Origin of the sequence: Pseudoselenomonas ruminantium, from assembly GCF_900104055.1 — a bacterium.
GTDB classification, from domain to species: domain Bacteria; phylum Bacillota; class Negativicutes; order Selenomonadales; family Selenomonadaceae; genus Selenomonas_A; species Selenomonas_A ruminantium_C.
Genome location: NZ_FNJQ01000042.1, coordinates 1 through 23,279 on the forward strand (window position 1 = coordinate 1; position 23,279 = coordinate 23,279).

The following is a 23,279-nucleotide window of genomic DNA, read 5'->3' on the forward strand; positions in this document are numbered from 1 at the left end:
GGGCCGGTCTTCGCTATGCTCAGACTGTCGCTCCACCAGAAAAAGCACTCCCCCGTTCGACCCAAGACACGGATTTAGCTATCGGCACAAACTCGCTTCTCCCGTAACAAGCACATCGATGTACTTGCGGCTTACAGCCGAGACTTAGCCATTTGACACAGATATACCTTTGGGTGGAGGCGGGGATGCTTATTCGCCGACGGAACGACTGCCTGAACGAAGTGAAGGCTGGCCCGCAAACAGGCGTTACTGGAAACTGAGATGAACATACGCGCCGCCGGCCTGCCCGGCGCAGGTAACTAAAATAGTACGCACTACTGCTGGCGGGTCATTCAGTGGAGCGGCGAAGAAGTATCCCCGCCTCCGCCCCACTACGCTGTAACAGATTTAGATTAAGCTCGCACTGACAAACTGCAATTGAATCAAATTGTCAACGTCATGGTATTGAACCCCTGATAATTCCGATACAGGAATTGCCGGGCATGCATCTTCACCGCATGGATGCCCAAGGCCCGGATATCAAATTCATCTGCTTTGGCCGATACATCCGCCAAGGCTTCGGTCCCCAGTGTCAGCGGGTCCAACTTCTCCCCATTATCCCGCAGGTGCAGCTGAAAACTCCCATCCTCGTGGGCTAAAAGCGTCAACTGTGTCAGCAACGGTTCATCCTCCCGCGGGCGAGCCCGCTCGCTCATCAGGCCACAGATTTCTTCAACGGCCAGACATAAGGTATGGCACTTATGAGAATCAGCGCCCCATTTTTGGGCAAAAACTTCGATGGCCTCCAACTGCTCTGCCACAGCTGTGATTTTCCCCAGGAAAGCCGCACTGTATATCCGCTCTGGGGTGATTTTTATTTTTTCTCCCTTATAGCGTTTATAGACAGCCAGGACGATAAGCGTGCCAATCTCTGCCAGAGGATAGACCAGCCAGAAGGCATGAAAGCCGAACTCTGCCAGCACGAAGGCCAAGGGCATGCTGACGCCCAAGCGCCGCAGGAATACCACCAGGAAGGCACCGCTCTCGTCTTCCTCCGTCTGCAGATAGTTCTGCAATAATAGCGTCATCCCCATAAAGATGGTACCCACACAGAATACCCTTGCCGCATAGTAGGCCAGCTCTGCATCCTCGATATCTTCAAGGCCAAAGAGCAGGTCCAAGATCTGCGGATACAGGACGACCAGAATGGTGGCCACCACGCCCCAAAGCAGGGAATAGCCCAACGCATAGCGAAACGTGCGGTGCAGTTCCTTCAGGTTGCCTTCGGCAAAGAAGGTGGAAAACAATGGCTGCGAGGTCTTACCGATAAATTCATAGAGGAAGATGAATAGCAAGGACAGATTTTCAATGATATTGAGCACGGCCACCCCATCGGTGCCGGCCAACCCCATCACCAGATGGATGGCCACGAGCGTGAACAGGGCATCGAAGATGTACTCAGATGAAGTCGCAAAGCCTAGCCGCAAAGGTTTGAGCGCTTCCGCCCAGCTGATGGACTGCCTTGTGACAGCCAGCTCCCCCTCCTTGCGCAGGCAGATATAGCCCAGCGAGAAGATCACAGCTGCAAAATTGCTGATAAAGAAGCCAAAGCTGCAGCCGGCAATGCCCCAGTCAAAGACGAAAAGCAGCAGGGCACTGATGCCCAGATTGGCCACGCCGCTGGCACTCTGTATGGCCACCGACAGGCTGTCCGCATCATCATTGCGCAGATAGGCCGTCAATACCTCCATCAGGATTTCAAAGGGAATCCCCAACAGGATATAGAAGATGTAACTTTGGACCAATTCATAGACGGCCCCATCCTCAGGGCTGGTGCCCAGTGCGCCCAGCAGGCTCTCTTCAAACACCAGACCGCCCACCGTGATGGCAAAGCCTACCAGCGCCGACAAACGCAGGAAAAAGTTGAAGGTTTCCTGTGCCTTGTCCTTCTGCCCCTCATGCATAAGATTGCTGTAGACAATGGCCCCTCCCATGGAGAGGCCAAAGACAAAGAATGTGCCCAGCAAAAACAACGGCGAGACAAAGCCAATGGCGGCCAGCCCATCCATGCCGATGGCGTGCCCCACCAGGATGGTATCCCCCATCTCGGCCAAGGCCAAACCAATAGCCGCCAAAGGTGCCGGCAAAACCGCGTGCAGAAACATCCTGCGGGTGAAATAAGCATAATCAATCGTTTTGCCCAAAAACAGCCTCCCCTTCCGCACGCCTCAAAGCATCGCCACGATTTCTTGGACCGTTTTGCCAGCCGCCAATGCATGGATAACCTTGGCATAATCGGCCATAAAACGCTGAACAAAAGCTTCGCTGTATTCCTTAGTATTGTAGGTCAGGTTCAGATAGAAATCATCCTGACGGCGATGGACGAAGAAATCAAAGTTCTCCTCTTCAAAATCCTCGAATTCCTCATAGCGGGCCTTGCCGCCGCAGAAGTCAAACTCGCCATCCACATCTTCGCCCTGATAGGCAAAGGCCGCAATCAAAGGCACGGGATCGCCCTCGTACAAGGCATGACGGCGGCACAGCAGAATGCTTTCCTGCGTTTCCTTGACAAAACGCGCGGCTGTCATATCATCCTGCCAACGGACACAGAGCGGATAATGGCGGTACACGGCACCCATGGTACGCTCATAGCGGATATCATCGCGGCCATTGTAAATGGTCAGTACTGCCGCTGCCTGCTCGCCATTATTGAGACTCTGCAGCAGGCCAAAGCCCGCTGCCAGCAGACTGCCGTCCGTGACGCCCTGCGCCTTGGTGAAGGCATCCACGGCCGCTAAATCAATATGCAGGGGCACCATGATGTCCTTGGTGGCATTTTCCCCGTGCGGATCCAAATCCCCTGGCAATTCGCCAGGCCGCTTTGTATAGCTGCTGACATAATCCTTATTCCACTGCTGTTCCTGCGTATAAGCTTCCGTCGTAATATTATCTTCGATTTCGTCATAGTAATCCAGGATGCTGTATTCCTCCGGCAACAGTTCTTCCCCGTTATAGGCCGCATTTACATCGGCCAGGAAAATATTAATAGAGTCCCCATCAATGATGGGATGCAGGAAATCAAAATAAAACTGCTTGCTCACCTGTCCAGCCGGCTCTGTTATCGCAAACAGACGGGTGACAAACATCCGGGTTTCCGGTCTGTTCAGCGGCTGACGCAATTTAGGCTTCAGGGCTTCATAGTCCTGCCGGGAAATCTTCTCCACCACGGGCTTCACATCTGCCATATCCCCGGCCCGCCAGCGCAGTTTACCATCTGGCGCGGCAGTCAGACGGGCATCCACTGCCGGATGGGCTAAGAGTGTCCGCTCAATGGCATCGGCCAGCCGCTCCATATCCGTTGCCGGATCCAGGAACACCGTGGCATCACAGTGCAGGCCATAGCCTTCCTCCAGCGAATTGCCCCAATCGTAATGCAGTTCATGCAGAGGGCCAAAGAAATGGGTATCCCGTTTTTCCGCCCGGGCTCCGGCCTTTTGGCGCTGGCTGAGCAGTTTGGCAATGCCCTGCGGCGTCTTGCCTTCATAGATCAGATTGAAGTTGAGCTCCAATTTACGGCATTCGGATAGCAGCCGCACGATGCTGAGACTGTCGCCGCCCGCCGCAAAGAAGTCCTCGGCCGCGCTGACCTTTTTCATCCCCAATGCTATGGCAAAACCACGGGCCAGTTCCGCTTCGATATCGTTCTGCGGTGCTACATAAGCCGTTTCATGGACATAGATTTCCGGTTCCGGCAGTGCTTTTCGATTCAGCTTGCCATTCTGATTGCGGGGAATGGCTGGGATCTGCATGATAGCTGCTGGCACCATATAAGGCGGCTTGCGCTCGCGAATAAAAGCAGCGAGTGCCTCCTTGTCAATTGGGGCCTTCGAGACCACATATGCGGCAATAAACTTCCCTCCTGCCGGATTGTCACAGGCCACCACTGCCGCATTTTCCACAGGCGGGAAATCATGTACGACACTTTCCACCTCTGCCAGTTCCACGCGGAAGCCGCGAATCTTCACGAGGCCATCCCGGCGGCCGGCAAATTCAATATTTCCATCAGACAGATAGCGCACGATATCCCCAGTACGATAAACCGTCGCATAATCCCTGTCCGTACGGAAGGGATTGGGCACGAAAACTTCTTTGGTTTTCTCCGGCCGGTTCAGATAGCCGCCCGTCACCTGCACACCGGCCACCCAGAGTTCTCCCAGAGCGCCCGGCGGCACCCGGCGGCCGGCGCTGTCTACCACATAAATAGCCGTATTATCCATCGGCGTACCAATGGGAACATCAGGCTGATAGGCCGTCATATTATAACAGGTAATGGACACCGTGGCTTCCGTGGGCCCATATTCATTGGCAAAGATATACGGATAGACTGGGTCAAAAGGCACCAGCTTTTCCCCGCCTCCCACAATGTATTTCAGCGTGGGGCAGTCCATGGTCAGGGCAAACTGCCGTCCCACCTGGCTGGGCAGATCCGACAGATATACATCATGTTTCCGGATAATATCGGCCAGCGCGGGCAAATCCAGTTTCTTTTCTTCGGGAATCACCACGACAGCGCCGCCCACCGTCAATATCGGATACATATCGGCAATCGAACCGTCAAACCCGTAACTGTTATAGCAGGTTACCCGCTTTTCTGCTGTGGGCTCAAAATAACGCCTGTACCAAGCCAGATAAGCCATGACATTGCGATGCAAAAGCCTTACGCCCTTGGGGACCCCCGTGGTGCCGGAGGTGTAGATCAGCATGAATAGATCATCGGGACAGGGCCCTTCGATCTGCTGCAGCTGAGCAGTATCCGGCTGGGGCAGACCGGAAATTTCGGATAAGCATAACCTCGCTCCCTTGAAATCCGGGAAATCTGCCAGCCTGTCCACCAGGTTATCATCCACCACCATGAACCGGACAGCCGCATCTTTAGCCATAAAGTTCAGGCGCTCATCGGGATAATTTGGGTCCAAGGGTTCATAGGCACAGCCTGCCTTCAGCACGCCCAAGGACGCAATCACCATGTATTCCGAACGATTGATGAAAACAGCCACTGTATCCCCGCGGCCCAATCCCTGCTGATGAATATGATAAGCCAGCTTATCCGACAACACCTCGACCTGAGCATAGGTATATGACCTTTCCTCATAGATGACAGCCGTGTTATCCGGCACTTCCCTGGCCATGGCTTGGAATTGCGCCACCAGCGTAGATTGCCGGTCATACTCATGTTCGGTCTGATTGAAACTGTCCAGCAGGGCCAATGTCTCTGCCGGCGTAACCTTTACCTCGGCCAGTGTATGAGCTTCCAGCATACTTTGGCTGATTTCCCGCCAGGACAGCAGCAGATTTTGCATAAAGGCTTCACTGTATAGGGAAGATTTATAATGGATTTCCAGTTCCTTCTCACCAGCAGCGAATAGCAGCGCCAGTCCAGTCCGTGCAGCCACAGGCATTTCATGCTCAAAGGCCAGCGCAATGCCCCGTCCTGCTTCCTGTCCTAAAATATCCCGCGCCTCTGCCTGCTCCCAGCTATAAGCCTTCCCTGCCTGCAGCATCGTGTCTATGTCAGCAACAAGTTTTTTAGGATCAGTATCCTGTTCCCAGCTTTGCCGAAGCGGCCGCAAAATCCCGTCATAAACCAACAGGCCTGCTTCCTGCAAGCCGCCATATACTCCGAGCAGATAAAGCACACTGGCCGCGATTTCCTCTTGGCTTGCTGTTTTCACACCGGAAATACTCAATGTTTCCCATTGGCCGCCTGCTGCCTCCCGCCTATCCGGCAGCGGCAGGCAGTCCGGCAATTCATCGCTAAAATAGGTCTGACACCATTTTTCCTTATCCATCAATCTTATTTTCTCCCCTCAGTCCAGCAAAGCCAGAATCTTTCCATCCTCATCCTGCAGGCCATATACGATTTTTTCCATAGCCGCAGCGAACCTGCGCATTGCCGCTTCTGTATAGCGACAGTTGTCATAGTCGAGCACCAGCGAGTAAGTGCCATCATCATGGGTATTCATTTCAATATCCATCGTATTATCCGCCGCCGAAATCTCATTGGCCGGCATTTCCACGATGACAGCTTCCGTCCCGGCAAACTTCATGGAACCACGGCGCCCCATACTGCCCTTCTGCAGGATAAAGCTGGGGATGCCATCTTCCAGCCCCTCTTCATAGACAATGTCCAGACTCTTGCGGTACTGCATGCCTTCGGTAATCTTCTGCTCCAAAGCCTGCAGGAATTCCCGTACGGTCATATCCCGGTCAAAACTCCAACGCAGCGGGAACTGGTCGAGCATCAGCCCCATCAAGCGGCGCTCGGCCGAGGTCATGCGGCCATTATGCACCCAGCCCAGGATAGCTTCCTTTTGCCTGCTGGCCTTAGCCAAGGCCAAAAGCGTTGCGGCAATAAAGAAGGTATTTTCATTGAAAGACTTCCCCTTGAAGAAGCCCTTTTCCATCCCAGCAAAGGGCACTTCAATCTCATGCTCCGGCGTATCACTTTCCCCCTGCACATCCGGTACGGGCAGATATTTCTCTATTGAAAAGCCGGACACCATCTGCCGCCAATAGGCATGCCCTGCTTCCCGTTCCGCCGCCGGAATCTCCTTTTCCTCCAGAATATAGTCGCTGTAAAGATGGACCTTGCCTAGCCCCTTGGGCTCCTCCCCCTTTTGCAGCTGGGTATAGCGCTTATCCAAATCACGCCAGAACAGCAGCACGATTGCCGTGCCATCCATGATGGCATGGTAGAAATCCACATACAGATATTTTGCCGACGCCGTTTTCATCAGGAAGATGCGATACAAGGGATGATCAATCAGCTCATAAGGAAGCTTGAGTTCCTGCTTGCGCTGTTCCAAGGCCTCATCGGAAAGGGTTTCCACATAGACCTTGGCCACTTCGCCATCGAAGCGCTGGCAGATTTCTCCATTTTCCGGATGGAACACCAACCGGCAACGGAAGATATCATAGGCTTCCAACAGGCTATTGACTGCTGCGGCCAGCACTTCCATATCAATGGACACATCCATCTGTATCAGCGCACCGGTATTCATCATGGTGGACTGGGCCTTCTGAAAATGCGTGTCCACCATCCAGCGCTGTACAGGACGCAATGGATAGAACACCGGCGCATCATCTGCCGTTCCCCGTTCCACGATGGTCACCACATTATCGTAACGGGTGGCCTTGAACACACTCATCACATCCTCGGTGGGATAGAGCACCTTCAGTTCCCCGCCCTGCTGCATCATTTTCTTCTTGGCCAAGAATAACGAGCGCAAACCGGCCGAAGATATATAGTCCACCCCGGAAAAGTCCAGCAAAGCCTCCTTTGCATCTGCAGCTACCTCGGCGAATGCCGTGTCAAAGTCCTTGGCTTCCAGCGTGCTCAATTTCCCCGCCAGTATCAGCTTCAGCTTTGTTCCCTGTTTTTCCGTCCTGATTGATAATGCCATTTATAATTCCTCACTTTCCTTTGTAGCGCAAGCCCAACATCGTGATATCATCCGACTGTTCTGCATTCCCTGCATACTGACGTACCACCGCCAGCATCTGCTGCAAGAGGTCAGCCACCGGCTGACCAGCCGCCAGACCATTGAGTCCATCCTTTATCCGGGCTTCCGTAAATAACGCATAATCCTCATTCATGGCCTCTGATACCCCATCCGTATAGATGAACAGCGTATCCTGCGGCTGCAGTTCGATACACTGCTGGGTATAGGGCATTTCCATCAGGCCGAGTACACAGCTTTTTTCCAAGGGCAGGAATTCATATTGTCCACTCCTGCCCAAGAGCGGCGGACAGTGACCGCCATCTGCATAGGTAAAACGCCCATTTTGCAAATCCACTACGCCCATAAAGACCGTGACAAACATTGCCGCCTCATTGTTCCGGCAAAGTTCTTCATTAGCTGCCTCCAGGACACCTGCCATATTTTCCGGATCTGCCGAGCGGAACATACAGTTCTTCAATACCGATTGAGATTTGGCCATAAACAGTGCTGCCGGCACCCCCTTGCCGGATACATCGGCCACCGTGACCACCAGATAACGCCCCTGCAGCAGATAGAAATCATAGAAGTCCCCGCCGACATCCTTCGCCGGTTCCATCAGAGCATAAAGTTCAAATTCCGGATGCCCGGTAAAATCTGCAAAATTCGTGGGCAGCATATCCGTCTGAATCCTGGCCGCGACTTCCAATTCAGTGCGGGAGCGTTCCTTTTCCGCCGCCACCTTGGCCAGGTTTTCCGTATACTTCTTCAGCTCATCCGTCATGAAATTGAAGGAATCGGCCAGATACTCCAGCTCATCCCCAGTAGTGAGCTCCACCTTCTTGTCAAAATTACCCGCTGCTATCTCCCGAGCACCATCAGCCAGCCTGCGGACAGGACGGGTAATACGACCGGCCAGCAAGTTACTTGCATACATAAGCAGCAGGATGATCGGCAGCAGCAGCAGAACACTCTGCGAAAGGATAGAACGCATGATTTCCTGCACTTTTTCCTCAAAGGAACCCAGTTTCGTTACGACCTCGCCTTCCACCTGCTTCACCGGAGCCATGATTTCTGCGGTATCCACCAGAACGCCCAGACTCCAGCCGGTAATCTTGAGCGGTGCAAAGGCCAGATAATAGGCTTTCCCGCTGATTTCCACCGACATGACATCCGTTTCGCCGGCGGTCATACGCCTGGCAGCTTCCGCCATCCCGGACGCATCAGCCTGCCGTATATCCTGCCCCTCATCGGCAGCCGCCAGGATTCCTTCTTTTTCCGAAGAAAAGATTACCCGGCCAGCCTGATCCAAGACAAAACTACTTCCCTTATGTGACATGGCATCTGCCACCAGTACCTGATAGATATCCTCCACGGTATAGCTGATGCCCACTACGCCGGCAAAACCTTGCGCATCGTAATAAGGCGCCGCACAGGTCAGATCCAGATTGCCCTCTGCGCCTTTGTAAACGCTGGAAAACACCGGCTTGCCAGCTGCTTCTGCCTGCTTATACCAGGTACGCTCCCTTGGATCATAATGGGCCAAAAAATCTGCTTTGAGCGCTGCCGAAGGGAAAATACTCTGCCTGCCCTCATCCTTCGGCAATAAGTCCAGGCAGATCAGATAGCCATGCTTTGAACCGGCATACAGGGATGTACGACTCCCGGCATAGGAAGTGCTCATCGGCTTCAGCACATCCGCAAAATTTCCTACCAGGCCAATCTCGGCCTTTAACTCAGGGCTGATCCCCTGCTGCAGCAAAGCTCTGCTATAGTGAATATAGGATGTCCCGGTCAAAATATCCGCTTCCTGCCGTGAATCTGCCAATGTACGCGGCAAATATTTATCTGGAGCTGTCAACAGCAGCTGCATGGCCTCGGCCATGTATTCCACATCTTCCTGCACGATAAAGAGTTCCCGGTCCAAATGCTGTGCTTTCGTGGCCGTGACTTCCTGCAACCTGTCCTTGGCAAATTGTTCCGTGAAACTGCCCATGGATTCGGCCAAAAAATTCCTTATGACCTCACTTTGCTCATCCAAAGCCTGCTGTGTCCTATTCTGTCCATAAATGAATACCACACCTACCGCCAGCAAGGTAACCACTACGCCAGCAAGCAGGATGAACAGTACCTTCCTGCGAATCGATATCCTCACCATTTTTCTCTCCATATCTCGTATTGTGCGGGGATAAAGAATATAAATCTTTGTAATACAATGCACAATAAGAAAAATTCGACTAAACAAGCAAAATATCCTGCTCCCTGTCCAATATTCCCCATTGCGATATAACAAAAAAGCACCCTGCCTAATGCAAGGTGCCTCACGCTGACGAAAGTCAGAACCTATTCTTTTCAATCGATAAATTTTCGTACCGCTTTGCCATTGAGATAGTCACAAAGCCGTCCCTGATATCGCCCTTCCTGCCGCATCACATTGATGATATGGTCGCGAATCTTCCACCAGCCCGTATGCCAATTGGAAAAGAGCGTATTCGCCTCCGGCGCCCGACCGATAATCCGCTGCAACACGATATTCGGCGAAAGATGTTCGAGGAATTTGATTACCCGGTCCTCATATTCCGGCAGGGTAATCATCTTCAACTTACCCGCTTCATAGTCGCGAGCCATGGCCGTACCTTTGACGATATAAAGCGCATGCAGCTTCACCTGATCCACGCCCAGTGCCGACAAAATCTTGGCATCCTCAATCACATCCAACTCATCATCCCAGGGCAGGTTCAGAATCAGATGCACACAGGACTGCAGGCCATAGCGCTTGATGCGCAGGACGGCGTCGATAAGTTCAGCCAACGTATGGCCGCGGTTGATAGCTGTCAGCGTATGCACATTAATGCTCTGCAAACCCAATTCCACGCAGATATCAATGCCACATTTATCCGCCTGCTCCCTGAGTACCGCCAAATGCTCATCACTGACACAATCCGGACGGGTGGCGATATAGACCGCTGCCACATCCTCCGGCGCCCCGGCTTCCGCCACCCACGCCGCTAACTTCTCCGGCGTAGTATAGGTGTTGCTGAAATTCTGCAGATAGGGAATAAACTTCTTCGCCTTGTACTTAGGCACGATATGGGCCTTATTGGCCTCCATCTGTTCAGTGATCGTCATACTGGCCGGCAGATTCTCATACCCCGTGCCAATCTCCCCGCAAAACGTACAGCCAGCCCCGCCATTGCCACAGGTGCCGTCCCGATTCGGACAGGTCACAGGCAGTGCAATCGGCAGCTTATAGACCTTCTCGCCGTAGCGGTCTTTTAGGTAATCGGAAAATGCCCGATAAATAGATTGTTCCATTACAACTCCCGCAAAATCTCACCAATAAACTTATCCATAGTATATGCTCCATCCGCTTGAATCGCCTTCTTATCAAAAACCATGAAGTATTTATACCGGTTTCCGGCTTTTGCCTGCCAATGGCGTCCCAATTTCAATTTCGTCCGGCTATCATCGCCGTCCAGATAATCCCCCTTGGCTTCAATCAGGAGAATCTTGTCTGACTCCGTTTTGACAATAAAATCCGGATAATGATTGATAAAGGCATTGAGCCTCATTCCCTTGCGTTCGTTAATACGGTGCCACCAGCGCACATTATCCTGCTCCACTATTGCATCCAAAAGCCGCCGTTCAAAATGATTCATATCATCTTTTTCTGCTTCATACAAGGATTTTGGGATGGAGGAAATGCTTTCTGCCGGAGTTATTACTTTGGGCAATTGAAAACTTTCCTGACAGGTGATTTTGTCAAAATCCAGCCACTCATAAAACTTCTTCTCCTGATACTTGCGCGTTAATGCTTCAATCTTTTCCCTGATTTTAGCCGTATAAAAGGGCAGCGAACTTTCCAGCGCTGACAATTCATCTATGGTCATGCCATCCACCACGCGCCTTACATAATCCATAATTTCCGGGTCAGCCATACTATTGTTATTCTTGGAAAGCATCAGGGCAATATGCTCTACACATTCTTCCTGCCGTTTGGCAGGTGCTAATTGCGCCAGATATTCCCGAAAGCGCTGACTATCCTTTTGTGCCATGCGTTTATACTTGGGAATAGCTTCTCCCCGTTCAGCAAGATTTACTTCATAAACATCACCCGTAGATAGCTTAAAATTTATCTCCGTATCTTCCTTCTGCAGATTAAAACCTGCAGTCAGATTCTCCGGCTCCAAGAGCACCTTGCTATCCCCGAACAGATTGCTGCTGCCCATTTCCAAAAAGAACTGCGGCAAGCGCAAGTCAGCGGCTTCTTCCGCAAATTCACTCTGTACGCTGTACTGTTTCTGCATACTTCCCAGCTCCCCTGTCAAAAGTCCGCTTCGTTCTGCCTGCTGTGTTTCCTGCGCAAAGTTTTCTGCCGCCTGCTTTGCTTCTTCCAACATAGCATCGGTATGATTCTCTGACTCATATTGATCGGCTGATTCCTTCCAGCCCTCTATCTCCTGCATATCAGCAAAATCATCATATTCTGTCGCTGTCTTTGGCTCTTCTTCCCTTTTATCTTCCGGCAAAAAGTTCAGATTCCCCTGTTCTAACCTTTCTGCCGCTGACGGCTCAGCTGACGTATTATCTACCGCCCGGAAATCTCTTTCCGAAAAGCCTGCATGATTCAGCCCTGCCACCACATTTTTCAGTGTCGCATGAAAATCTTGGGAGCAGGTCAGTACATACGATATATTCAAGGCTTTAGCTGCATACAAGCGCGTATAAGGCTGACGCAACACCCTGCCGAGTATCTGCTCCACATCAACCTTGGATGTCTTGTTCGCCAGTGTTGCCAAAATATAGGCAAAAGGACAGTCCCAGCCCTCTTTCAAGGCATTAACCGTGATGATATAGCGAATCGGGCACTCACGGGAAAGCAGGTCTACGCCCTTTAGGTCATCTACTTCACTGGTCTTAATAGCGATTTCTGCTTCGGGTATACCGATTTCCACCAGTCTTTTCTTGACCTTCTCAAAGGTAGCCTTGTCTTTGGCAATCTTCGGCTCGGCTTGAAACAGGATAATGGGTCTTATATAGGGACTCCCCTGTTTTTCTGCCTCTATCGCCGTCCGTTCGAGCCGTCCACGCAAAGACAGGGCATCACTTAACACATCTTTACGCTCGCGCCGATTGTAAACGATAACCGGAAGCTTTACCATGCTTTCCTTCTGCAATTCTCTGGCATCCACATAGGAGATAATATTGCTTCCCTGTCGTGGCGTAGCGGTCAGATTCAGGACAAAGGAAGGATTCAGATTGTTTAGCATTTCCACACTGAGGTCGGATTTGGCGTTATGGCTTTCGTCCACAATAACCACGGGATGAAGTGCCCGCAGGGTCTGAATCAAAGAACTATCCGGCGTATCGGGCAATAAATCTTCTTCGCTGATGATACTTTGGAAAGACAATAGCTGACCGTTTTCCTGATAAACCTTCCGCACATCCTTTTTGCGGCTGTTGATACGCAAAGAGGCAAAACTCATGATACAAAGGGTCAGCTGCGCCCGAACACTGTCCAGAGAAAATCCCTGCCCGGCTAAAAGCTGCTCCTTGCTAAAAACTTCCACTTGCCCCCGGTTATCCTGTTCTAGTCGCTGATGATAGGGATGGCGGGGATTAGAAAGGTTATTTAGCGTCTGTGTCAGGATGGAATCGGACGGCACAAGCCACACCACAAGTCTCGGCTGACCGGGCTTATAGTTCAGACCATGAAAAATCTCGCTCACGGCACTGCAGGCGATAAGCGTCTTGCCGCCGCCTGTGGGGACTTTCATGCAGACATTGGGAATCCCCGGCAAATCATGGTGATAGGTCGGAATCCCATCACGCCCCACATGAAAATCTCTGTCTCCCCAAAATTTTTCCCACGCCTGATTAAGGTCGGGAGCAGACAGGCACTTTAAGTAAGCGCGCAAATCCTTCAGCAAGCCTTTTTGATAATTTTTTAGTTCCATCTTCTCCGCTCCTTAAATTCTTGTAATATCCCGGGGAATCTTTTTGAAGGTGATATTGAATTTTTCGAGTTGGCTTTCCGATAGCGTACATGTATCGGCATAAATCATATAACCATCTGCACGAGTCTTCACCGCCGCTTCCAAAAGCTCATAATCAAGGATTGTCCGCCTGTCCTTCTCATAACAGAAATAATAGGCTTTGGCAAAATGCGTCCCCAAATAATAAGGCTCACTTTCGCGTGACGGCTCTAAAGGCTGTTGTGTCTCCGTAAAGTAAATGTACTCCCGTAGTTTATCCGTGCCTACATCTTCATTGATATTGCCGTTTGGAAGCAGTAAGGGCTCGCCCAGCTCATAGAAGGAAAAGTCTCCGCCCGTACCATCTACTTTCTTTTTACCTGTGCCATAACCATCCATCACCCGGCGCACCCGTTCTGCCGTAATGTCTTCGGCATAGTCCATCATTTCAATCAATATAAACTTGCGGTTGCCGCCATCCGCTTTATTCAAGTTCAAAACGGCATGGGCAGTTGTGCCACTACCGGCAAAACTATCCAAAACGATAGAATCTTTGTCAGTGGCAATTTGCAAAATACGCTCGATTGTTCCTACGGGTTTAGGATTTTGAAAATCTGTTTTCTTAAAACCAAGAAATTTCTCAAACATTTCTGAGCCTCGTTCACTGTTCACGTCCTTGAAATTCCACACAGATGTAGGTTTAACCTTTCCACGTTCATCTAAATATTGCCATTCAAAGACGCTCCATTGTCCCTTATTTGGCATATACCTTGGATGGATATAAGATTTTTTTTCTAATGCGGTATCTCTCCCCCATCTCCAAGTTCCCTCAACAGTATTTGATTTCATTGGCTGAATTCGAATATATTCATTTGGAGTTATATCATCATTTTCTCCGACAATCAAATCATTAGTTTTCTCACAGTAAAAGAAGGGATAAAACAAATTGGGTCGATCTTCTCGTGTATCATGACTACCACGTTTTCGCAAATCTTCTTCTCGATATAGCCGATTATCTTTATCAACCTTTGTATACCTTCTCGTAATATGTTCTTCCGGTTCAAATCCATCAAAAACAATTTCCGTAGATTTTTTGTATATGACTATACTTTCATGTGCAGTAGCAATATACTTGTCATCAGAACGTCCAGACGGCTTATTCACACATGCAATTTCAGATATAAAATTCTGACTTCCGAAAATTTCATCCATTACCATTCGCAAAAATGGCTGTTCATAATAATCAATGCTGATAAAAATAGCCCCATCATCAGCCAGCAGTCGTTGCAATAGTTTCAGCCGCGGATACATCATGCACAGCCATTTATCATGGCGGGAGAGGTCTTCCCCTTCCTTGCCGACAACTTCCCCCAACCATTTTTTGATGCGCGGGTCATTAACATTATCGTTATAGACCCACCCTTCATTGCCCGTGTTATAAGGTGGGTTAAAGTCTTTCTCCAGTTTTAATGCTAAATTACCATATATCATTAATGTTACACCTACTTTATATGTAATTTACGTCACATGTTGCTATAATGGGCAATCCTATCAGAAAAGCTTGCTACTATCAATACCCGCTTCGCTTACTGTATTGACATCAGCAAGCTTTTCTGATCTGGAACACAGAGGAGCAACATCCTGAAGCTTGATGACTCCAATTACTATACTGGCAACTACTAAAGTTAGCGATATAGATGCACTTCACCCGTCCTTCATATTCTGGCAAGAGCGATTTCAACGCCAACAGATTATCCCCATGGATAATCTTGTTGGCACTCTCCTCCCCGCCAAAGGTATACGTTCTATTAAGCACATGAAAAGGCACATCCAAATGATGATTGATAACCTTATCTTTCCCTATCCACTGTAAAACTGGCATAATGCCCTCCATCACTAATTCAACTGCCTACGATTTGTAAGCAACTCACCAAAGTTACCGCAGCACTAAAGTCGGCGTCTGTAAAAGTTCCTCAAACATGGGCTGATATAGCGATACATCATCCATTGGAGATATGGCAGTCACCCTCCTGCCACCATCCTTGCTTGAGCCACCACAGTGATACAGCCGTTGTCCTTCACTGCCATAGTCCAACATTATAAAGCGGTCATGATATCTTCCTCCCGTTTGCTGAAGGGTAATTTGAACATGGGGATATTCCGCTTTGAAATCATCATATTCGGCTTGCGTCAGACCTCTGCCAAGATTATCACTAAAAATAACAACCTCTACCGCAGGCGACACATTTTTCAAGAGCAGGAGAGTTTTTAAGCCTATGTAATTATCCACTATGTAAATACTTTTTTGCGCCTTGGCATAAATTTCAGCGTAAGCCACACTTGCCTCTACAACTTGTCCCGCAAGAAATAAATACTCACGCTCGGTGGCATATTCCATGAAGTTTTCCATGAACACTGCCAGGTCATCCTTGGTGGCAAATTGCTTCATCTGCTCCTGTAATGCTTGAATGCTGTCTGTATTTTTCTGTGTCTGCATTGCCAGGCTCAGAATTTCTTGTTGTCCCAACTGTCCAGAACTTGTCACAAGATAATCCTTCATCTTTTTGAACAGGCGTATAAGCGACTTGCTTTGCTTAGTGGCCAAATCGCCCTTTAGTACGGTCATAAGCATATAGATTCCCTGCTCTGTAAAAGCATAGGGCAGGTATCTGGTGCCTCCCCAACTTGAGGTCAATTTTTTTGACCTCAAGTTCGCCCACTCATCTTTGGTTAGCTGAAAACGGAAATCATCATCAAATTTATGAATGTTATTTTTGACCTGTTGGTTAAATGCTTTCGTAGTGTAGCCGTATATTTCAGCCAGTTCCATATCAAGCATAACCCGCTGTCCACGTATGATGTATATTTTGTTTTTGATAGTCTCCTCTGAAATAATCATTGGTGTGTAGCTCAATTTCGCACCTCCTAATGCAGGGCTATTAATATGTAATAATAATTTCCGAGACACCGTTTCGGAAAAAGCTTTTCCAATATTACCTACTTAATCCTATAATACCTCTGATTACGGCTGGTAGGCTTATCCGGTATGGTCATGGCAATCAATCCCTGCCTCATAGCTGGCTCGATATAGTTGCGCTTCAAGCCAGCTGTGGCCTTCAAGCCCAATATTTCCTGCAGTTCCTTAGCCTTGTAGGAAATATCATATTTCATGACTGCCAGCAGTTTTTTGACACATTCATTGTCTTCGCCCAAAACATCTTTTTCCAACAGCTCATCCAACACCGCATCTATCATGTGCAACATAAAGATGATAAAAGGCGTGGACTCCCCAGCCCGATAGGATGAGCTTATAGCCGCATAATACTCGCTTTGATATTTGTATATCTGATTCTCGATGGGCAAGTAAGCAAAGATAGGCTGCCACTGAGCCAGCAACGCCGTCTGCCACAACCTTGCCATGCGCCCATTGCCATCAGCAAAGGGATGGATAAAGACAAACTCATAATGAAATATTGAGGATAACAGCAGTGGCTGGATACGATTGCACTCTTCCCGCAACCACGTAAATAAATCTTCCATTTGTCCCAGCACTAATCTTGCCGGTGGTGCCATAAAAATGCATTTGCCGTTGGCAAACACACCTTCCTCGCCACTGCGCAATTTACCAGACTCCCGTACCAATCCTGCTGTCATAATCCCATGTAAGCGCAATAACTCTTCTAAACGGTAGGGATTGAGGTCAGCTAATTCAGCATAAGCGGCATAGGCATTCTTGACTTCGCGTATCTCACGCTCGGGTCCTGCCACAGCTTTTCCTGCAATAACATCCCGCACATTGCCCAGCGTCAAGGAATTTGCCTCTATGGCCAACGATGAATGTATGGATTCAATGCGATTATTCCTGCGCAAGCGAGGATAAGCAGACATATCCTGATAATGCATGATACGTCCCAGCTTAGTCGATATTGTTGCCACCAGACCGAGCATCTCATTGTTTATCGTATATGGAGGACGATTTTCCATGCCAACTTCCCTCCTTTATCTTATATATTATCTTATATACTTTCTTGTATACTATCTTACACCTAAATTGTATTTTTGACAATTATAAGCAGACCTCCATATAACAGCCCCTTTTAATCTTGATAATAAATAGGGTAGGATTCTCGCCCACTTTGTCTATCACCCCCACTTGATATCGATGTGCGTTAAACAGCCGCCCTTATCTTTCCGCCTAAAGTTGCATAATTTGTTTCCCTTAAGCTGACTTTCCCCATCTTTATTTTTATGTCAAATCCCTCTTACATCTTCTATCTATATATACAAACGCCAAATTACAACGCCTGATTTAAGCGGTCTATTTCATATTGTAGCAAAGCATTATATACAGTACTTTTATTATGTTTGATGAATTCGACGACACCATCTTCATCAAGTTCAAGAGGAATTCGATCAGCAATTCGCTTAACTGTATCACTTGGTATTCCATATTCTATCAGTATTGATAAGTTCTCACGGATAAAATCATTTTCAAGTTGCTGAACAAAATAACTATATGATCCTGCTTTTTTTCCATTTTGCTCACAAACATACCGTTGCAAACTATCAATTACCCTAAATGCCTTAGGCACTGTAAAGTGAAACCAATGACGATAAATATGGAATCCTTCTTCAATAGCACAATCTAATTGATTATACTTCTGCTCTTGTGTCAATCTTTTTATTTTTTTTAGTCTATATGAATAGATATTTTTGACTATCGACATAATATTTCTACTTTTTATATACATTTCAATGTACAATGCAAGTTGTTTATATGATAAAACCGCATGTTTACTTTTAAAATTCAAAATATTATTTTCGGCTAATTTTAGTATGTAAATGATTGCTTCCCGTTTTGGCATTTGTGTCCAAGCAATATTATGGTATTTTGAAGTATTTATATCTGATTGCAATGCATTGTAGATATTCATTTGCCCATCAACACTTGTACCATTCTTCTTTATTATTTTCATAAGTTCTGGTTCAATTTCATACAACTTATTATATCTATCAACCACCTGCGGTTGTACGTCTGACTTTTTTATATTAATTAAAATCTCATTACTTAGTACTTTTCTGTTTTGTTCATAAAAAGGTATATCAATAACTATAGATTCTTTTTTAGGAGCACGAACAAAGTTATAAATAGTTCCTACATAATGCTCCATCATCCTCCCAGAACGCCCTTTGATATTACTATAATCGAAAAAATCAATATCCTTACCACCTTTTTTCCCATCAAAAAGCACAACATTCTTAGCACTAGTGTTAACGCCTTCAATAATCGTCGACGTACAAAAAATGCACCACAAAAGACCATCATTAAAGTATTTGATAATAGATGCCCCAATATGCTTTTGTAGAGAACCATCGTGAATTGCTAATCCATAAGCTAGTTCCTTGGATAAACTCCAATTAGGATTAACATTTCTATTTATCCATTCAATAAGTGGTAGTTTTATATTAGGTTCTTTACCTTGTTCACACAGATGCTCAAAATATCCTTTAGCAAAGCGACGTGCTCGTGCAGGCGTAGAACAATAAATAAGTGTTTGCTCATTTTTAAGCTTATCTAACAATTTATAAAGAACAAGCAACTTTTGTTTATCTAAGCTGCGTTCTGATAGGCTAAAATCAAATTTTCCACTTAAATCTATAACATTACAATCCACAAGAGAAAAATCTGATTTATAAAATTCAGCATTATATTTCTCAGCGAATCCAGGGGTAATACCATCAATATTAGGTCCCAAAAGATAAAACTTCGACTTGAATTTACCTACTATTTTCAAGAAAGCATTATTAAGTATATCTGCTCGTTCATCTATTCTTTTAAGACTTAATTTATAAAATTCATCAATTACCAACAAATCAATTGGTGGCAAATGATCATATTCCATAACACGTTCTGCTGTTAGGAGAAAAAGATTTCCTTTTCCTATAACTGGAAGTTGAGAGGTACGTACAATAATTTTATAATTCTTATTGTATTTCTTTAATTTTATACGAGTTTCATCAAGTAAAGCTAGTGTCGGTTGAATTATAACAATATTTCTATACTTATTAGAAGCAACTAATTCTTCAATTAGAATACTTTTCCCAAAACTTGTAGGTGCACTTGCAATTACATTTTTACCAGACAACAGATACTTAGAAAGTTTCTTTTGCTCTTTATGCAGATACGTAGACGACAAATAATCAGATAAAAATGTTTTTTGTCGCACTTTATCTGATAAAGACCATATATTCATGGTTTCACTATTTTTCCAAATATATGGATAAAACCCAACTGATTCTATTATATCTGTCCAAACAGGATATAGTTCATGAGGCATTTTCCCCCAATTATTTAAAACATGTATCGCTATTGTACGCACCGTCATTTCATCCTCACTATTTGCCGTAGACAATAGTTTAGAACAATGCATTGCTATCTCAAAGAAATCATCATAGGAAAGATTTCCTGAATCGATTTGTGTAATGATACTCATATTACCCCTCAAATTAATTGCATGTGCCAAAGTTTTTCATGTAGCTTTATAACTAGATCCCGTTTATTTTTAACAGGAAAGAGAAGCAAAATAACGTTAAGATATTTCTTTAAAGGATGTTTATTTTTTTCATCAAAATATTGTTTTAATTCTCTTATATTAGTTTCATGATATGTGATAGCTTCTTCCTTCGTTAAGTCAGAAAAAACTTCATATATGTCATGAGAATATGTACACAACATTGGTATATTAATCATACTAATTTTTTCTTGCAATTTCGAACAATTATTTAATATTTTTATCCATTCGTCTCGTTGAGGAATGCTGTTATTTTCAAGGTTCTTCTTAATTATAGCAAATTGTTCGTTGAGAAAATCTCTATTAAAATGCTCTATCAAATCCTTCAGTAGATTTTGCACTCCTCTTTTACCATCATCATATAATTTACTTTCTCCGAGCCATAAAATTTTCTCATTAGGAGAAATATGAACCGTATCAAAACCATGGGCTGGAACTCCTGCAGAATCCTTAAAATACACTTTTGATATAAGTGGTATTGTACCTTTGAAGTCTCTTAAAATTAAGTGGAGTAATAATTCACCAAATTCACCTCGTTTGTTTTCAGACATATTTTCAATTTCTGTTTTTGCAGTTTCATCCTGTTCTAAATACCATCTTCTCATAACATCAAAATTCCTGATTTTATAGATACTATGAGCAGCTTCCCGCAATTTTTCAACAATATCTGTTTGAGGTATTTCCGGATTTTCATATTGTGCAAATACATATTCAGGAATTGTGTTAATAATACAACTAGCCAATTCATCGATCGGGTAATAAGGCTCCCCATCATCCCCAATATCCATATCAACTAAAAAAGAATTTAAATCATTCTCGTTTACATGTAAAAGAATGATATTCTTTTTATCAAATATCCGACTTTCCATAAAAATACTCCTAAACAAAAACGTCCTATCATAATGACAGGACGCATACTTTTACCATGTATATCTGCCATTCAAATAATTATAGAAAGGCTTTACTGTACAACATCATTTTCACCTATAGCAAAAAGAACACTGCAGCTCATTATAGCAAATTTTTCCATAACTCTCAACCACTAACAGCTATGTTTTCTTAATCATGAACCTTCGCTCCCCATGGCCAGCCCCAGCTCAATCACCTGGCAACTCGGCTCATCGGCGGTATAGTCAAACAGCAACGCCGTCTGTTGACATGTCAATTTTTGACCGGTCAACATCATATTATAGTCAAATACCTCAATATGGTATTTCTTATTCACATCCCGCCAGTTGGTGAACTCGTAATCCGGCACGTAGACCCGCACGCGGCTCGGGGCACCCTTCCAGAAATCGGCGGTGATGTCCTGATACTGCAGACGGTTCCAATTGAGGTTCTCAGGGCGGATTTTGCCGCCGTCGGACAGCAGGGCATCATAGCGCAGTAAGTTGTCCAGCAATTCTTCTGACAGGTCATAAGCAGTTAAAGCAAAATCCCGCAGATAACCGTAGAGATTCTTGGTGTTATGGCCGATTTTGTGGAAGCCCTGCGCCTCCCACCAGTCGGTAAACTTCTGCCAAAAGGCAAAGGCATCCCCCTGTTCACATTCCTGAATCAGATAGTTTGCCGTCTTACGGCAGCGCCCCGCATTGTAATAGAGTTCAAAGACCTGCTCAAAACTGTGGAACCAACGGATTTGCCCATAGCCTAAAACATCATTTTGCAATACCTCATAAGGTGCCATGGGCATATACTGATAATGGTAGGCGTCAATCAGCTGCATCATCGTCGCACCTTTAAGGAACTTCAAAAAGCCCAGCTGCAGCATATCCGTCTGCAAAGCATAAACATCATTGAAGGACTTGTGGAAGGATTCCATGCCCTCGCCCGGCAGGCCGATAATCAAATCCACATGCAGGTGCATATTATGGAAGCCCATAATCTTTTGGATATGGTCAGCAATATCCTGCCAATGATTTACGCGGGAAACCGCCTTCAGTGTCGCAGGATTGGTGGACTGAATGCCGATTTCGAGCTGAACACGCCCCTTGGGCAGCTGCGCGAGCACCTGCATGACTTCTTCATCCAGATAATCAATCGCCACTTCAAAATGGAAGTTAGTGCGGCAGTCAGCAGGCAATTTCAGTAGATACTGCAAGATGGGCAGAAAGTGCGATTTTTTGGCATTAAATGTACGGTCAACAAATTTCACCTGCCGCACATCATGGGCAATAAAGAAATCCAGTTCCTTAAACACCCGCTCCAAGGGCAAAAAGCGCACGCCCGCCGTGGCACAGGAAAGGCAATAGGCACAGGAAAACGGACAGCCGCGGCTGGTCTCGTAATAGAGAATCTTCTCCTTGATATCCGCCATTTCCTCTGCCCGGTAGGCAAAAGGCACCTCGCCTGCAAAATCTGCTACCGTCACATCCTGCCCTTCGCGGATTTGACCGGTCAGACTGCGCCAGGCAATGCCAGGGATAGTTGACCGGTCAAGCTGACCGTTGACTTTTGACTGTTCAAAACCGGCCATCTGCAGCTGCTTTACCAGCTTCGGCAAAGCCTCCTCCCCTTCCCCCCGGCAGACATAGTCCACCATGGGAAATTCCGTCATGAATTCGGCCACGCCATAGGAAACCTCCGGCCCGCCACAGATGATGATGGTATCCGGCAAAGCCACAGGCAGCAGCTTCAATAAGCTCTTGACCTGCTCGATATTCCAGATATAGCAGGAAATCCCGAGCACCCTTGGCTGGGCAGCATAAATTTCCCCCAGCATGGCCAGCAATTGATGATTGATGGTCTGTTCCATGATTTCCGAACCGGGCACCGCCTCGCGCAGATAACGGATAGAAAGCGAGGTATGCGAATATTTTGCATTAAGGGCCAGCCAGAGAATCTTATCCATTAACATTTCTTCCTCCTCAAGCATAAAGAAGCTGTAAAAAGTCCTCTAAATTTATACATAAGTAAATTGTAGTTTGTAGTTGCGTGCTTGAACGCAATTGGTTACAGATTTGTGGGGCGGAGGTGGGGATACTTCTTCGCCACTTCACTAAATGACCCGCCAGCAGTAGTGCGTACTATTTTAGTTACCTGCGCCGGGCAGGCCGGCGGCGCGTATATTCAGCTCAAATTCCAGCAACAACGGTTTGCGGGCCAGCCTTCACTTCGTTCAGGCAGTCGTTCCGTCGGCGAATAAGCATCCCCGCCTCCACCCAAAGGTATATCTGTGTCAAATGGCTAAGTCTCGGCTGTAAGCCGCAATTACATCGATGTGCTTGTTACGGGAGCAACGGTTCGTGCTGATT

13 protein-coding genes are annotated in these 23,279 nt (G+C 46.8%); all 13 read right to left on the reverse strand.

The features are described from left to right. Positions 1-422: 422 nt before the first annotated feature. Positions 423-2,183, reverse strand: a complete 1,761-nt coding sequence (locus BLQ59_RS13715) for an MATE family efflux transporter (RefSeq protein WP_074573405.1) — start codon at positions 2,181-2,183, stop codon at positions 423-425. A 24-nt stretch (positions 2,184-2,207) separates the two neighbouring features. Continuing rightward, positions 2,208-5,828 carry a non-ribosomal peptide synthetase gene (locus BLQ59_RS13720; RefSeq protein ID WP_074573406.1) on the reverse strand — a complete coding sequence of 1,207 codons (3,621 nt, stop codon included), beginning with the start codon at positions 5,826-5,828 and terminating at the stop codon, positions 2,208-2,210. Positions 5,829-5,846: 18 nt separating this feature from the next. After that, positions 5,847-7,442 (reverse strand): condensation domain-containing protein, encoded by a 1,596-nt coding sequence (locus BLQ59_RS13725; RefSeq protein WP_074573407.1) that lies wholly within the window; start codon positions 7,440-7,442, stop codon positions 5,847-5,849. A 10-nt stretch (positions 7,443-7,452) separates the two neighbouring features. Further along, positions 7,453-9,636 carry a SpoIIE family protein phosphatase gene (locus tag BLQ59_RS13730; RefSeq protein ID WP_074573408.1) on the reverse strand — a complete coding sequence of 728 codons (2,184 nt, stop codon included), beginning with the start codon at positions 9,634-9,636 and terminating at the stop codon, positions 7,453-7,455. Between the two features lie 194 nt (positions 9,637-9,830). After that, positions 9,831-10,793 (reverse strand): tRNA modification radical SAM protein MnmL/YtqA, encoded by a 963-nt coding sequence (locus BLQ59_RS13735; RefSeq protein WP_074573409.1) that lies wholly within the window; start codon positions 10,791-10,793, stop codon positions 9,831-9,833. After that, entirely contained in the window at positions 10,793-13,435 is a 2,643-nt protein-coding gene (locus BLQ59_RS13740) for a DEAD/DEAH box helicase (RefSeq protein ID WP_074573410.1), read from the reverse strand. Before BLQ59_RS13740 ends, BLQ59_RS13735 begins: the two co-directional genes overlap by 1 nt. A 12-nt stretch (positions 13,436-13,447) precedes the next feature. Beyond that, positions 13,448-14,944 carry a site-specific DNA-methyltransferase gene (locus BLQ59_RS13745; RefSeq protein ID WP_074573411.1) on the reverse strand — a complete coding sequence of 499 codons (1,497 nt, stop codon included), beginning with the start codon at positions 14,942-14,944 and terminating at the stop codon, positions 13,448-13,450. A 109-nt stretch (positions 14,945-15,053) separates the two neighbouring features. Further along, the gene (locus tag BLQ59_RS15820) at positions 15,054-15,335 is read right to left on the reverse strand and encodes a hypothetical protein (RefSeq protein WP_218122913.1); all 282 of its coding nucleotides are present in this window, start codon (positions 15,333-15,335) and stop codon (positions 15,054-15,056) included. Between the two features lie 54 nt (positions 15,336-15,389). Further along, positions 15,390-16,367, reverse strand: a complete 978-nt coding sequence (locus BLQ59_RS13755; protein ID WP_371118505.1) for an ORF6N domain-containing protein — start codon at positions 16,365-16,367, stop codon at positions 15,390-15,392. Between the two features lie 83 nt (positions 16,368-16,450). Then, positions 16,451-17,437, reverse strand: a complete 987-nt coding sequence (locus BLQ59_RS13760) for a Fic family protein (RefSeq protein ID WP_074573413.1) — start codon at positions 17,435-17,437, stop codon at positions 16,451-16,453. Positions 17,438-17,748: 311 nt separating this feature from the next. Further along, on the reverse strand, positions 17,749-19,947 hold the full coding sequence (locus BLQ59_RS13765; RefSeq protein ID WP_074573414.1) for a DEAD/DEAH box helicase: 2,199 nt from the start codon (positions 19,945-19,947) through the stop codon (positions 17,749-17,751). 8 nt (positions 19,948-19,955) lie between these two features. Further along, entirely contained in the window at positions 19,956-20,894 is a 939-nt protein-coding gene (locus tag BLQ59_RS13770; RefSeq protein WP_074573415.1) for a HamA C-terminal domain-containing protein, read from the reverse strand. Between the two features lie 194 nt (positions 20,895-21,088). Next, positions 21,089-22,882, reverse strand: coding sequence for a B12-binding domain-containing radical SAM protein (locus tag BLQ59_RS13775; protein ID WP_074573416.1), 1,794 nt, complete (start codon positions 22,880-22,882; stop codon positions 21,089-21,091). Positions 22,883-23,279 lie beyond the last annotated feature (397 nt).